Genomic DNA, 13803 nt, shown 5'->3' on the forward strand with positions numbered 1-13803 from the left:
ATCGTGTCGGGTGGTCGCGGTCTGGGCAGCGGCGAGAACTACACGAAGACGCTGGAGCCGCTCGCGGACAAGCTCAACGCGGCGCTGGGCGCATCGCGTGCGGCGGTCGATGCGGGTTACGTTCCGAACGACTATCAAGTCGGACAAACCGGCAAGATCGTCGCGCCGCAACTGTATGTGGCGGTCGGTATCTCGGGCGCGATCCAGCATCTGGCCGGCATGAAGGATTCGAAGGTCATCGTCGCGATCAACAAGGACCCCGAAGCGCCGATCTTCAGCGTCGCGGACTATGGACTGGCTCAGGATCTTTTCGAAGCCGTTCCAGCGTTGACGGCGCTCGTCTGAAACGTCGATCACGCGAAACGACCCACCATTTCGGAGACATGCATGGCCACACGAAGCAATAGCGAGCCGAGACACCGACACCAGTCGAAGAAAGCCGCCGCCAGCGGCTGGATCGGTTCGACGCTGGAGTACTACGACTTCTTCATCTACGCGACGGCGGCATCGCTGATCTTCCCGCAGATCTTTTTTCCGCAGAACGATCCCAAGATCGCCATCGTCGCGTCTCTGGCGACCTATGGCGTGGGCTATGTCGCGCGTCCGATCGGCGCGCTCGTGCTCGGCCACCTGGGCGATACCCACGGTCGCAAGTTCGTGCTGATCCTGTGCATGTTCATGATGGGCTTCTCGACCATGGCCGTCGGCCTGTTGCCGACCTATGCGCAACTGGGCCTGTGGGCGCCAGCCGGGCTGGTCGCCATGCGCCTGATTCAGGGCTTCGCGGTGGCCGGGGAAATCGCCGGCGCCAGTTCGATGGTTCTGGAGCACGCTCCGTTCGGCCGGCGTGGATTTTTCGCGAGCTTCACATTGCAGGGCGTGCAGGCTGGCCAGATTCTGGCGGCGGCGGTGTTCCTGCCACTCGCGCACTACTTGCCGAAGGATGCATTCAATGTCTGGGGCTGGCGCATACCGTTCATCCTGAGCTTTTTCATCATCGTCGCGGGTTACTACATTCGCCGCGATGTCGATGAGACACCGGCCTTCGTCGAAGAGGGCGAGCAGGGCGAGATTGCGCGCTCGCCGATCTTCCAGGCGTTCACCGATAGCTGGGCCGATATGTTGCGCGTCGCCTGCATGTCGTTGACGACCGTTATTCCCGTAGTGGCGACTATTTTCGGTGCGGCGTATGCCGTGCAGCCCGCTTATGGCATCGGCTTCCATACGGACGTCTATCTGTGGATTCCGGTGCTCGGCAATATTCTGGCGGTGATATTGATTCCTTATGTCGGCAATCTGTCGGACAAGCTCGGCCGCAAGCTCCCGACGATCGTCGGCGCGCTCTGCTCCGGCCTGCTTTCGTTCGGATATCTTTACGCCATCAGCATCCGCAACGCGCCACTGGCGATCGTCATGGCGCTGCTGATGTGGGGCGTCGCGTATCAAGGCTTCAACGCGGTCTTCCCGAGTTTCTATCCCGAGTTGTTCCGCACCCGCAATCGCGTGACGGGCGTGGCGATCGGGCATAACACCGGCATCACCATCGCGGCGCTGATGCCTGCCCTGTTCGTCGCCGTGGCGCCTCCCGGCGGAACGGCCAACATTCCGCTCACGATCGGCGCGATCACATTGACTGCGACGATCATCGCGGCGGTGGCGGCGTTGACTGCGCGGGAGACTTACCGCGTCCACCTGAACGATCTGGGCAAACGTGGCGGCGTGCCAGTCAACCATAGGGAATACCATCGGATACGCGCGCAGACTCTCGCCGACGCGAAAGCGGCCAAGGCGGAGCGCTCGACAGTGGCGCCGGAAACGTAACAGACTCGATGACGCATTAGCGCGCGCCCCGTTGCTTGCCCTGAGCAAGCGCCGCCCGCAACGCCAGCAGATAGCTCTCCAGACCAAAGCCACAAATCTGCCCGTCGACCACTTCGGCGAACACGGAGTGATGCCTGAATGGCTCGCGCGCGTGGATGTTCGACATGTGTACCTCCACGACCGGGCAGGTGATAATCGCGAGCGCATCGCGGATGCCGTAGCTGTAGTGGGTCCACGCTCCGGCGTTGATCAGCACGGCGTCACAGCGCTCCTCGAAGGCGCGGTGAATGCGTTCGCACATCGCGCCTTCGCTGTTGGTCTGAAACGATTCCACCTGCGCGCCGAGTTCGCTGCCGAGAGCCTGCAGGCGGGCGTCGATTTCGGCCAGCGTGATCGTTCCGTACTGCACGGGATCGCGTTTGCCGAACATGTTGTGATTGATGCCGTGAAGCATCAGGATATTTTTCATTTGCCGTTTCCTTGCGTGTTCAGTCCAGAGGCACCGTAAGCCGGTCGATCACCGCTCGCGTGGCGGGGCGCACGCCGCGCCACCAGTCGAAGGCTTCCGCCGCCTGTTCCACCAGCATCCCGACGCCGTCCGCGATGCCACGCACGCCCGCGTTGCGCGCGAGCCGCAGAAAGGGCGTCAGGCGTTTTCCGTAGGCAAGCTCGTAGGCCGCGCCTTCAGGGCTGAAGACACTCGGCGAAACGGGCTAGATCGCCCGTGAGACTCGCCGATGTCGCGTTGACCACCAGATCGAAGCGTCCCATCGCTTCCAGATCGCCATATCCGCAAGCGGAAATCGGACCGCGCGCGCTCACCTGCGCCGCGAGCGCGCGGCCTTTGGCGATGTCGCGATTCACCAGGATCACCTCGGCCGGACGCGCAGCGAGAAACGGCAGCAGCGCGCCCCGCACCGCGCCGCCCGCGCCGAGAATCAGAACCCGCTTGCCGGCCATCGGCAGGCCGAGATTGACTTCGATGTCGCGCACGAGCCCGATACCGTCGAAATTCTCGGCGATGATCCGGGCGTTCTCGAATTTCATCGCGTTGACGGCGCCCGCGAGCGCCGCGCGCTCGCTGCGTTCGTCGGCCATGGCGAAGGCCTTCAGCTTGAAGGGCGCCGTGACGTTCATTCCCCGGCCTCCCGCCGCAGCGAATGCGCGCACGGTTTCAGCAAACGCCTGCTCGGGTTCCAGCGGTCCTTCGATGGCCGTATAAGCCATGTCCTGCCGCGTCTCCTCCGCAAAGATCCCGTGAATGAGCGGAGATTTGGTGTGTCCGATCGGATTGCCGATCACCGCGTATTGGTCCGTCATCATCGCCTCACTTCGAGAAAAGAACGCCTGCGGTCTGCATGGCGTCGATCTCCGCGGGACCGAAGCCGAGCGACCGCGCCACTTCGGCGTTGTGCTGACCGAGGTCGGGCCCGACCTCGCGGATCGTCGTGTCGCAATCGGAGAAGCGGAACGGCAGGTTCGGCAGGCGCAGCGTCCCGAAGCGCGGATGCTGTTGCTCGACCACCATGCCGCGCGCGATGATCTGAGGATCGGCGAGCACTTCGTCGATGCGCTGCACCTTGGCGCAAGGCACATCGACGCTGTCGAGCAGTTCGAGCACCTGCGCGACCGGCTGCGCCGCGACCCACGGCTTCACGATCGACAGTATTTCCACGCGGCTGGCATTGCGCCCGTTGAGGGTGTGGAAGCGCGTGTCGGCGTTAAAGCCCGCCGGTCCGCCGTGCGCTTCGACGAGCGCGGCGAAGCGCTTCCACGCGTCGTCCACCTGCGCGGCGATGACGAGATCGCCGTCGGCGGCGCGGAACACGCCGTAGAGCGTCGACGTCGGCATGTCATGACCCGTCTGTTCGGGCACGATGCCCTGCATCGTGTAGCACTGCACCGCGTATTCGTGCATCGACACGAGGGTGTCATAGAGCGCCATGTCGATATGCTGGCCCCGGCCGCTCTTCACGCGACCGAGCAGCGCGGCGTTGATCGCGGCGACCGCGTGGATGCCCGTGTACATGTCGCCGAGCGAGATGCGCATCAGCGGCGGCGGCGAACCGGGCTCGCCGATCATCTGCATGATGCCGCTCTTCGCTTCGGCGATCAGCCCGAAACCCGCGCGATGCGCATCCGGCCCGGTGTGTCCATACGCGGAGATCGAGCAATAGACGAGGCGTGGATTGCGCGCCGAGAGCGCTTCATAGCCGAGGCCGAGTTTATCGAGCGCGCCCGGCCGGTAATTTTCGATGAACACGTCTGCCGAGTCGCACAGACGCTGCATGAATTCCTTGCCGCACGGGTCCTTCATGTCGACGCTCACGCCGCGCTTGCCCATGTTGAGTTGCAGGAAATAGGCGCTTTGCTGGTCGTCGAGCACGGTGGCGTGCTGGCGCCCGGCGTCGCCGTTGCCGGGTCGCTCGACCTTGATGACTTCCGCGCCGAGCGCCGCCAGACAGCGTCCGACATACGGGCCGGCGAGAAAGTGGCTGTAATCGACGACGCGCAATCCTTCGAGTGGACGGGCCTGCATCAGAACGCTCCCGGACGACGCGGCACCATCAGCCGATGTTCGCCGCGCTGGACGACCTGGCCGTCCTGGTTGATCAGTTCGGACGGCAGCACGACGATGCCCCAGTCCGGACGGCTCTTGCTCGCGCGCATCGCGCCGACGCGGAACTTCACGTGCAGTACGTCGTTGACCTTGATCGGCAGCAGGAAGTCCCACGTCCAGCCGAGCGACATGCCCGGCAGGAAGCGATATTCGCTTTGCGTCTTGAGCCCGTCCGCGATCGACAAGCCGAACAGACCATGCGCGACGATCGAACCGAAGTGGCTGGCGTTGGCATACGCCTCGTCGACGTGTACGGGCGTGTGGTCGCCCGTGAGGTCCGCGTACGCCAGGATTCGCGCCTTGGTGACCGTGTAGGCCGGGCTCAGGCATTCGTCGCCTTCGCGGGCGTCGTCCCAGTATTTCTCGATGATCGTCATGCTTGCGCCTCCGCGCGTGGATTGATCGCCAGCGCCCGTGCGACGCACGCGGCGGGTTTCGCCTGAATCAGTTCGACCGCGAGACCGTCGGGCAGTCGCAGCCAGTTGCGCCCCTGCGGCATTTCGGTGACGCCGAACGCTTGCGCTGCGGCGAGCGCGGCGTCGAGGTCTTCGCACATCACACCCAGATGCGCGAGCCGGCCTTCGGGACCTTCGTAACGCGGATCGTGGATGAATTGCAGGCCGCCGAGGGTCCAGTACTGGCGCGGCGCTTCGAGAGTCCCGTCCACTTCGCGCATGGACATGCCGAGCACTGCTTCGAAGAAGCGAACGTGCCAGTGGATGTCCTTCACCCAGATCGCGACGTGTTCCAGATACGCTTTGGAGCCGTTCATGCTGTGGCTCCTTCGCGTTGCCGGTCGGTCATCGCACGCTCGATGCCCTTGATGCATGCCACCAGGGTCGAATTGACCGGCGTCGGCACGCCGAGCCGTTCACCCCAGCGCACGACCGCGCCGTTGATGAAGTCGATCTCCGTGACCGATCCTTTTTCCAGACTTTGCAGCATCGAGGTCTTGAACTCGGGCGCGAGTCCTTCGGCGGCGAGATTCCAGGCCTGTTCCGCATAGGTCATGGACAGCTTGACGCCGTTGGCTTTCGCGACGGCCATCGCTTCAGCAACTGCAGCGAGCGCGGTCGCCTTGAGAGCAGGCTCTTCGTAGAGCTGGCCGTAGGTGAGACGCGTGATGCCGGTCACCGCGCCCGTCGCGACATTGATCAGCAGCTTGTCCCACATCGTGCCGAGGATGTTGTCGCTGACCTGCGTCGCGAGACCCGATGCATTGAAGGCGTCGGCGATCGTCCGCGCGCGGCGTGTGAGCTGGCCGTCGAGCTCGCCGATAAAGGTGAACTTTCCCCGTACCCCGGACTGGATATGGCCCGGCGCGCGCAGCACGCCTCCGACATACGTCTTGCCCGCCAGCACGCGCTCCCGCCCGACGATGTCGGCGAGGACGTCTTCGTGGCCGAGGCCGTTCTGCAACGACAGCACGAGCGTGTCGGGGCCGATGAGATCGAGCGCGCCGCGCATCGCAGAATCCGTGTGAAAGGACTTGACCAGCACGACCACCAGATCGACGGCGCCGACTTCGGCGGCGCGCGTCGCCGCGCGTACTTTCACGCGCCGGGAACCATCGGCGTCGTCGACTTGCAGGCCGTCGCGGCGCATCGCCTCGACGTGTGCCGGCGAGCGGTCGATGAGCCAGGTTTCGTGCCCGCCCTCGGTCAGTGTCGAACCGATGGCGCAGCCCAGCGCGCCGGCTCCCAGAATTGCGATCTTCATTGGCGTCTCCCGATGTGTTGACGCAACGATAGAAGTCGCCGTTCATCATGGCAATGCAATGGCTACAATGACGTTATTGCGTAGCGTAATAATGGCCATGACCCCGAGCGAATTGCCCGACCTGAAGCTGCTGCAGCTTTTCGACCTCCTGTACGACACGCGCAACGTCACACGCGTGGCGGAGCAGCTCGGGCAGAGCCAGCCGACGATCAGCATCTGGCTCGGGCGTCTGCGTGACTTCCTGCAGGATCCCTTGTTCATCCGCACGCCGGGCGGCATGGCGCCGACGCCGCAGGCCGATGCCTTGATCGGCCCATGCCGCGAGATTCTCGAATCGCTGCGGCGCTTCGCAGCGTGGGAAATCGCGTTCGATCCCGCTACCGCGAAGCGCCGGTTTCGCATCTGCATGACCGATGCGAGCCACATCACGCTGCTGCCCCGCATGCTGGCGCATATCCGCGCGCAGGCGCCGGGCGTTCGTCTGGAGGCGGCGAGGATCGACGGGAACACCGAACGCGCGCTGGAATCTGGCGAGGCGGATCTTGCGATCGGCCATGTGCCGTGGCTGAGCGGCGGCATCTACCAGCAGCAGTTGTACACGCAGGACTGGGTGTGTCTGACGAATCGGCATCACCCGCGTGTGCGCGCGAAGCTCGGCGTGAAGCAATATCGCGCGGAGGGACATGTCGCGATCGCGGCGGGGACGGGCGCCCAGTTGCTGGAGCAGGCGCTCGTGCTGGCGCAGGTTCAGCGGGACATCGTGCTGGAGTTGCCGGGCTTTCTCGGCCTCGGTGCGATCATTCAGACGACGGACCTGATCGCCACGCTGCCAAGGCATATCGGCCAGACGCTCGCGAAGGTCAATGACCTGTCGATCCATCCGTGCCCGATTCCCGTAGAGGGCTTCGCCGTGCGGCAGCACTGGCACGCCAGGTATCACCACGAGCCAGGGAATCGCTGGTTGCGCGAAATGGTGGCGCAGTTGTTCAGCAGCCTGCGCTGAGTCACGGTTTCCACAGCGCGAACTCGCCCTGCGCGAGTTCCTGCTTGAGAAAATCGATGCACACGCGCACCTTGGCCGATTGCGCCGCGCGCGCCGCGGACATGGCCCAGACGTCCGCAGGCTGCTCCCACGCAGGCAGCACGCGCTCGAGCAAGCCTTCCGCGAGCGCGTGCGCCACATACGATTGTCCGACCATCACGATGCCGTGACCATCGCGGGCCCAGCGGAGCACTACGTCGCTGTGATTCGATGCAAGCGGCCCGGTGACTTTCACCGTGCTCCAGCCACCCGGCCCGAGCAGACGCCACACGCCGAACGGCTCGTCGCGCTCGCGGAAGACGAGACAGTCGTGTTGCGCGAGTTCGTCGACGCTCTTTGGCCGGCCGTGCGTATCGAGATAGCCGGGCGCCGCGCACAGCACGCGCGGACTGACGGCGATGTGATGCGCGATCAGCCCCGGCTCCTGTACCGCGCCCACGCGGATGTCGAGATCGAAACCTTCGTCGACGAGATTGACGCGGCGGTCGACCAGTTCCAGCCAGATTTCGAGTTCGGGATAGCGCTTTTTCATCAGCGAGACGATCGGCGCGATGTGGCTGCGCCCGAGCCGCTGGCTCGAACTGATGCGCAATGAGCCCCTGGGATTTACCCGCAAACTGGACAGGTCGTCGCGCATGGCATCGACGTCCTGCAGGATCGCGCGCGCCCAGCGAACGACCGTTTCGCCATCGGTGGTGAGCGACACCCGGCGCGTCGTGCGATGCAGCAGCTTCACGCCGAGCGTCTTTTCCAGCAAGGCGATGCGCTTGCTGACGTGGGTTTGCGAATTGCCGAACTCATGCGCGGCCGCCACGAAACTCAGCCGGCGCGCGACTTCGCAGAACAGGCGGAGATCGCCGAGCATCGGTTCATTGAGCATGATCTGGTGATTATGGGGTGCTGGATCGAATAATAATAGTTTGGATCGGCGATAGTAACCTCTGATCATGCTTTGAAACGGAGACAAGCATGATCAATGGCAATACCGGACTCATCGCCCACATCGGCTATCCGACGCACGCTTTCAAGTCGCCGATGATTTACAACCCGTACTTCGAACACGCCGGTGTGAATGCCGTCGTCGTGCCGATGGGCTGCAAGCCCGAGCATTACGCGGCCTTTCTCCGCTCGATCTTCACGCTCGAAAACATTCGTGGCGCGCTTATCACGATGCCGCACAAGGTGACCACGGTCGGCTTGCTCGACGACGTCACGCCCACCGTGAAGATCGCCGGATCGTGCAACGCGGTGCGGCGTGCGCAAGACGGGCGGCTCATCGGCGACATGTTCGATGGCGAAGGCTTCGTGCGCGGCGTGCGCCGCAAAGGATGCCGGCTCGAAGGCGCGCGCGTGCTGGTCGTGGGCTGCGGTGGCGTGGGGTCGGCGATCGCCGCATCGCTGGCTGCGGCGGGCGTGGCCTGGCTCAGCCTCTTCGATGCGCGAGCCGAATCGGCGCAAGGGCTGAAAGAGCGTCTCACGGCTCACTACCCCAGACTCGAAGTCACGACGGGCAGCAATGACCCCGCCGGTTACGACCTCGTCGTCAACGCGACCCCGATGGGCATGAACGACGGCGATCCGTTGCCCGTCGATGTAGCGCGCATCGCGCCGGAGACTTTCGTCGGGGAAGTGGTGATGAAGACCGAAATGACGGCGTTTCTCAAGGCCGTGCAGGCGCGCGGCTGCCGTTTTCAGGTGGGCTCGGACATGCTGTTCGAGCAGATTCCCGCTTACCTCGAATTCTTCGGCTTTCCAACGACGACGCCTGAAGTGCTGCGCTCGGTCGCGAAGCTGAGCTACTGACAAGGAGACGATATGACGACGACACCTCAATTCGGTTGGTGCGGACTACTACAAAACGCTGCATTGATGAAAGACGCTGGTCTCGATTACATCGAGGCCCAACTGGTGCCGATGAAACTCGAAGACGACGCGGCATTCAGCGATGCCAAAGCGCGCGTCGGCGATTTGCCATTGCCTGCGCACGCGTTCAGCTATCTGTTTCCGCACGATGCGCGCATCGTCGGTCCGGAGAAGGACGAGCGTCGCAATCGCGCGTACTTCGATCGGGTGGTGGACCTGTTGACGCTCGCGCGAGCGCGCGTCGTCGTGCTCGGCAGCGGCTGGACGCGCAACATTCCGGAAGGCTGGACGCAGGCTCAGGCCGAAGATGAATTCCTGACGACGCTCGCATGGTGCGCCGATGCGTTGCAGGGCAGCGGCGCCACGCTCGTGATCGAGCCGTTGAATCGCAAGGAGTCGAATCTGGTGAATAGCGTCGCCGATGGCGCGCGGCTTGCAAAATCGTTGAATAGAAATGAAGTGCGCGGCCTTGCGGACTTCTATCACATGGACGAAGAAACCGAGCCGCTCGATGCATTGCGCGAGCACTGCGCATGGCTCGCGCACATTCATCTGGCCGACACCGGACGGCTGAATCCGGGCACGGGTTCGTACGACTATCCGACGTTTTTCGGGCATCTCAAAGCGCGCGGCTATCAGGGTCTTCTGAGCGCCGAATGCGGTTTCAAGGACGAACCGCTCGCATCGATGCGCGAGAGCGCGGCGTTTCTGCGCGCAGCGTGGGACGCGGCATAACGCTGAACCGATTTCACCGGAGGAGACACAACATGGATATCGCCATCGATGGCGGGACGGCCGCGGACCGCGGAGTTCGCAAGTCGACCAGACGCCTCATACCCTTTCTGCTTTTGATGTACGTGCTCGCGTTTCTGGATCGCGCCAACGTCGGCTTCGCGAAACAGGCGCTGCATGATGTCGTCGGCATATCCGATGCGGCGTTCGCGTTCGGCGCGAGCATCTTTTTCATCGCCTACGTGCTGCTCGAAATCCCGAGCAATCTCGCGATGCACAAGGTAGGCGCGCGCGCCTGGATGTGCCGCATCATGGTGACGTGGGGTCTCGTCTCGGCGGCGACGATGTTCGTGCAGGGTTCGGCGAGCTTCTACACGTTGCGCTTCATTCTGGGTGCGTGCGAAGCGGGCTTCTTTCCCGGCGTGATCCTGTATCTGACCTACTGGTTTCCGGATCGCACCCGTGCGAAGGTCATGGGTCTCTTCTATTTCGGCGCGCCGCTTGCGTTCATGTTCGGTTCGCCGCTGTCGGGTTATCTCTTGCGCTTCGACGGCATGCTCGGATTGCACGGCTTTCAGTGGATGTTCATGCTCGAAGGACTCGCAGCGACCGCGGTTGGTGTGTGGGCCTACTTCTATCTCGACGACAAGCCGTCCGATGCCAAGTGGCTTGAAGCCGATGAGAAACGCGAACTGCTTGCCGTGCTGCAGGCGGAGCAGTCGTCGAAGATTTCACGCGGGCCTCACGGTGTGGCCGCCGCGCTCACGGACAGGACCGTGCTGTACTTCGGCCTGATCTTCTTTCTCATCCAGATGGGCGTGTCGGTCGTGGTGTTCTATCTTCCGACCTTCGTCGGCAAACTGCTCGGCACCGGGCCGAATGCGCTCGTGGGCTTCGTCGTAGCGATTCCGTGGACGTGTGCGCTCATCGCGACCTTTGCCGTGCCGAGATGGGCGGCGCGCGGAAACCGGCTGGTGGTCTTCGGCTGCGCGAGCCTGCTGGTCGCCGCGGTCTCGATGTTCATCTCCGCAGGCGCGTCACCGCTGGTGTCGATGATCGCGTTGTGTCTCGCGGTAGCGGGTCTCTGGGCTGTCCAGCCGATCTTCTGGTCGATGCTCACGAACTATCTCGGCGGTATGGCGGTGGTCTCGGGCGTCGCGATGGTGAACACGATCGGCAATATCGGCAACTTCGTCTCGCCGAACGTGAAGGCATGGGCCGATGCGAGCTTCGGTTCCAGCGTGGCGGGATTGATCCTGCTGAGCGGTGTCGTCGTGCTGGCGGCGCTGCTTTTCATCGGTGCGCGGCGTTCTTCGACACCGGTGGTTGCGAAGGCCGTTCACACGTGACGCTTGCTTATATAATTCCCCGCGTTCCCGACGGCTTTCGCTTCGCGCCGGAAACAGTTCTCAGCCGAAAAGGAATGCGCTATGACTCATTCGTCCCCTGATGAAATCGCACGCCAGCTTGCCTTCCTCGTCGAGCTGGACAAGCTGAAGTCGATCATGCGGCAATCGCCGCTGATCGACCGGAGCCGAAAGGAAAACTCTGCAGAGCACTCCTGGCATCTGAGCATGTTCGCGCTCGTTCTCTCATCGCATGCGAAGGATGTCGACGCACTTCATGTCGTCAAACTTCTGCTCGTTCACGACATCGTAGAGATCGACGCCGGGGATCATCCGATACATTCGACCAGTGGGAGCGACGCGCTTGTCGAACAAGCTGAACAGCGTGCAGCCGAGCGAATCTTTGGTCTATTGCCCGAACAACAAGGACGTGAAATGCTCGAACTCTGGCGCGAGTTCGAGGCGGCGCAAACGCCCGAAGCCGTCTTTGCGAAGGCACTGGATCGATTGCAGCCGCTGTTGATCAATACGTTGTCGAACGGTGGAACGTGGACGGAGAACGGTGTCACGCAACAGCAGGTGATGGAGCGGTACGGACCTGTGATCGCGCGTGGCTCGCCGATTCTGTGGGAAGCAGCAAGCAAACTCGTTAGCGGATATTTTGCCGAAGCAGGTCGGGGTCAAGGCGGCCAACGGTAGCCATTGATTCCCAGGTCAAGCCCGTAAAAGCGTCCCGGATCGCCCGTAGTGGCGATGCCGGGACGCTGTCCTTTCAAAGACGATTCCGCTATCGACAACCTTTCCTCCAGTTCGTCGCATCATATAATAAGGAAACCGAATCAATGAATTCGAGGGCATCGGGTCACTGAAACGGGTCGGCGCTGCAACTGCCGCTTATAAGCCTCTTTCGCGTGTTACGTCCGGGCGCTCGCCTTGCCTCATCTCCTTCCTGCCAGATTGACACATCGGGTTTTCACCAATTGTGTTCTCAATGCACTGATTTGAATATCAAATTCATGTCAACAAGCGTGTAGACATGACATGTCGAAAAAAATGTCGACGATAGTTGTTGACGGAATTTTGACACGGTACATTCGCTGCAAGTCGATACCCCATGCAACATTTCCGAACGCAAGGACGAGCAATGCCGAAAGCATTCGATCTGGTGGTTCGAAACGCTCACGTAGCCACGGCCAGTGACACGTTTCGTTCCGACATCGGCATCAAGGATGGCGTGGTCGTGCACCTGGGGCTTTCATTGCCCGAGGGTGAGCGCGAGCTGGATGCCAATGGCCGTGTCGTGACGCCCGGCGGCGTCGATGGACACTGCCATCTGGATCAGGTCATTCCGCCTCCGGCCAGAATGGCCGACGACTTCTTCTCTGGCACGAAATCCGCTGCGTGCGGCGGGACGACCACGGTCATTCCTTTCGCCGCGCAGCAAAAAGGAGCGTCCTTGCGCGCCGCGGTCGAGGAGTACCACCGCCGAGCCGAAGGACGCGCGACCGTCGATTACGGATTTCATCTGATCGTGGTCGATCCGACGGCGGACGTCGTCGCGAAAGAACTGCCTCAGTTGATCGAAGAGGGATACACGTCGTTCAAGATTTACATGACTTACGACGACCTCAAGTTGAACGACCGCCAGATGCTCGACGTGCTCGCGGCGGCGCGTCGCCATGGGGCGATGACGCTGGTCCACGCGGAAAACTCGGAATGCATCGGGTGGCTGACAGAAAGCCTCGTGAACAACGGGCTCACGGCGCCGCGCTATCACGCGAATGCTCGACCCATGCTGGTGGAGCGTGAAGCGACGCATCGTGCCATCAGCTTCGCGGAACTCGTCGATGTGCCCATTCTCATCGTGCATGTTTCGGGCCGCGAGGCGGTCGAGCAGATTCAATGGGCGCGAAATCGCGGGATGAATATTCTGGCGGAGACCTGTCCGCAGTATCTTTTCCTGACTGCCGAAGACCTTGGCATCGACGACAGCTATCAGGGTGCGAAGTGTGTATGCAGTCCGCCGCCGCGCGACTCCGCGAATCAGAGCGTCATATGGAGAGGGCTGGCGGACGGCACATTCAGCATTCTTTCGTCTGACCACGCCCCCTTTTCCTTCGACGATGAAGCGGGAAAGCACCCCAACGGGGAGCAGGTTGCGTTTCCCTACATCCCGAACGGCATCCCTGGACTCGAGACACGGCTGCCGCTGCTGTACACCGAAGGTGTTCTGGAGGGACGCATTTCTCTGAACCGGTTTGTCGAATTGACCGCCACGAATCCCGCGAAGCTTTACGGCCTGCATCCAAGGAAAGGGACGATTGCCATCGGCGCCGATGCAGACCTCGTCATATGGGATGAAGTCGAGCGGACATTGACGAATGACATGTTGCATCACGCCGTCGACTACACGCCCTATGAAGGACGCAGAATCCGCGCGTGGCCGGCTTTCACCCTTTGCCGTGGGAGGGTTGTATGGGACGGAAAGGAATTCACAGGCACGGCGGGCGAGGGCAAGTTTCTGCGCCGCGGACTTCCAACGCTGCGCCGCTGACGTCAATGAATCGATTTGAATAGCAAGTGGATTAGAAAATAGTTAGCTATACATATCAACGTGATCGATAACTGTACCTGAGGCCAATATGATGAAAGAAATCACA

Annotated in this window: 14 protein-coding genes and 1 pseudogene; 8 read left to right on the top strand and 7 right to left on the bottom strand. The window is 62.3% G+C overall.

Features of this window, described 5'->3' with window-relative positions; translation table 11 throughout:
• On the top strand, positions 1-345 hold a 345-nt coding region (locus tag AWB80_RS29005), incomplete at its 5' end, for an electron transfer flavoprotein subunit alpha/FixB family protein (RefSeq protein ID WP_208635701.1).
• 42 nt (positions 346-387) lie between these two features.
• Positions 388-1821: an MFS transporter gene (locus AWB80_RS29010; protein ID WP_061178132.1), complete on the top strand. Its 1434-nt coding sequence runs from the start codon at positions 388-390 to the stop codon at positions 1819-1821.
• Positions 1822-1837: 16 nt separating this feature from the next.
• Here the strand turns inward: AWB80_RS29010 and aroQ are convergent, their stop codons facing one another.
• The 6 genes and pseudogenes from aroQ to AWB80_RS29040 all read right to left on the bottom strand — a co-directional run bounded on the left by aroQ (position 1838) and on the right by AWB80_RS29040 (position 6160).
• Positions 1838-2290: a type II 3-dehydroquinate dehydratase gene (gene aroQ / locus AWB80_RS29015; protein ID WP_061178133.1), complete on the bottom strand. Its 453-nt coding sequence runs from the start codon at positions 2288-2290 to the stop codon at positions 1838-1840.
• A gap of 19 nt (positions 2291-2309) precedes the next feature.
• Positions 2310-3141 (bottom strand): annotated as a pseudogene (gene aroE / locus AWB80_RS29020) (shikimate dehydrogenase).
• 7 nt (positions 3142-3148) lie between these two features.
• Entirely contained in the window at positions 3149-4360 is a 1212-nt protein-coding gene (locus tag AWB80_RS29025; RefSeq protein ID WP_061178134.1) for a CaiB/BaiF CoA transferase family protein, read from the bottom strand.
• Positions 4360-4818, bottom strand: a complete 459-nt coding sequence (locus AWB80_RS29030) for a MaoC family dehydratase (protein WP_061178135.1) — start codon at positions 4816-4818, stop codon at positions 4360-4362. The genes AWB80_RS29025 and AWB80_RS29030 overlap by 1 nt, the downstream gene beginning before the upstream one ends.
• Positions 4815-5213 carry a VOC family protein gene (locus AWB80_RS29035; protein WP_061178136.1) on the bottom strand — a complete coding sequence of 133 codons (399 nt, stop codon included), beginning with the start codon at positions 5211-5213 and terminating at the stop codon, positions 4815-4817. Before AWB80_RS29035 ends, AWB80_RS29030 begins: the two co-directional genes overlap by 4 nt.
• Entirely contained in the window at positions 5210-6160 is a 951-nt protein-coding gene (locus AWB80_RS29040) for a ketopantoate reductase family protein (protein WP_061178137.1), read from the bottom strand. Before AWB80_RS29040 ends, AWB80_RS29035 begins: the two co-directional genes overlap by 4 nt.
• Before the next feature lie 97 nt (positions 6161-6257).
• On the opposite strand from AWB80_RS29040, the gene AWB80_RS29045 reads away from it, so the two are divergent.
• On the top strand, positions 6258-7163 hold the full coding sequence (locus AWB80_RS29045; protein WP_061178216.1) for a LysR family transcriptional regulator: 906 nt from the start codon (positions 6258-6260) through the stop codon (positions 7161-7163).
• Position 7164: 1 nt separating this feature from the next.
• On the opposite strand, the gene AWB80_RS29050 is transcribed toward AWB80_RS29045, so the two are convergent.
• A complete protein-coding gene (locus AWB80_RS29050) occupies positions 7165-8082 on the bottom strand; it encodes a LysR family transcriptional regulator (protein WP_061178138.1) in 918 nt (305 codons plus the stop codon).
• 89 nt (positions 8083-8171) lie between these two features.
• Here AWB80_RS29050 and AWB80_RS29055 point away from each other — a divergent pair, with 89 nt between their 5' ends.
• The 5 genes from AWB80_RS29055 to hydA all read left to right on the top strand — a co-directional run bounded on the left by AWB80_RS29055 (position 8172) and on the right by hydA (position 13697).
• Positions 8172-9005, top strand: a complete 834-nt coding sequence (locus tag AWB80_RS29055) for a shikimate dehydrogenase family protein (protein WP_061178139.1) — start codon at positions 8172-8174, stop codon at positions 9003-9005.
• Positions 9006-9017: 12 nt separating this feature from the next.
• Entirely contained in the window at positions 9018-9800 is a 783-nt protein-coding gene (locus tag AWB80_RS29060; RefSeq protein ID WP_087131666.1) for a sugar phosphate isomerase/epimerase family protein, read from the top strand.
• A 32-nt stretch (positions 9801-9832) separates the two neighbouring features.
• A complete protein-coding gene (locus tag AWB80_RS29065) occupies positions 9833-11146 on the top strand; it encodes an MFS transporter (RefSeq protein ID WP_061178141.1) in 1314 nt (437 codons plus the stop codon).
• A gap of 81 nt (positions 11147-11227) precedes the next feature.
• Positions 11228-11842: an HD domain-containing protein gene (locus AWB80_RS29070; protein WP_061178142.1), complete on the top strand. Its 615-nt coding sequence runs from the start codon at positions 11228-11230 to the stop codon at positions 11840-11842.
• Positions 11843-12287: 445 nt separating this feature from the next.
• Positions 12288-13697 (top strand): dihydropyrimidinase, encoded by a 1410-nt coding sequence (gene hydA, locus AWB80_RS29075; RefSeq protein ID WP_061178143.1) that lies wholly within the window; start codon positions 12288-12290, stop codon positions 13695-13697.
• Positions 13698-13803 lie beyond the last annotated feature (106 nt).

The organism is Caballeronia pedi, from assembly GCF_001544915.2.
In the GTDB taxonomy this organism is placed as follows: Bacteria; Pseudomonadota; Gammaproteobacteria; order Burkholderiales; family Burkholderiaceae; genus Caballeronia; species Caballeronia pedi.